The 296-nt window shown below is 71.3% G+C and carries 1 pseudogene; it reads left to right on the forward strand.

The window, feature by feature from the left end:
• Positions 1-296 (forward strand): annotated as a pseudogene (locus PZH32_RS13130) (dimethyl sulfoxide reductase subunit A); the annotation flags it as partial.

Here is a 296-nt window from a genome sequence, read left to right on the forward strand (position 1 = left end):
CTCGCTGGCCAGCGTGGCGCTGGCTGGAGCCGCGGGCGGAGCCTTGTACGGCTGCGCTCCCCAGGCCCAGGAGGAGGACCTGGCCACCACGGGCGACAACGCCCCGGCCGCCGAGCCCGTCACCATCAGCTGGAGCCAGTGCAACGTCAACTGCGGCGGCAACTGCGTGTTCCAGTGGCACTCCCGTGACGGCAAGGTGCTGTACATGGAATCCGACAACACCGGCGACGAGAGCCTCCACGCCCGCGCCTGCCTGCGCGGCCGCTCCATGCGTCGCTGGCTGAACAGCCCCGACC

The sequence above is a fragment of the Adlercreutzia equolifaciens genome (assembly GCF_029076695.1).
Taxonomy (GTDB): domain Bacteria; phylum Actinomycetota; class Coriobacteriia; order Coriobacteriales; family Eggerthellaceae; genus Adlercreutzia; species Adlercreutzia equolifaciens_A.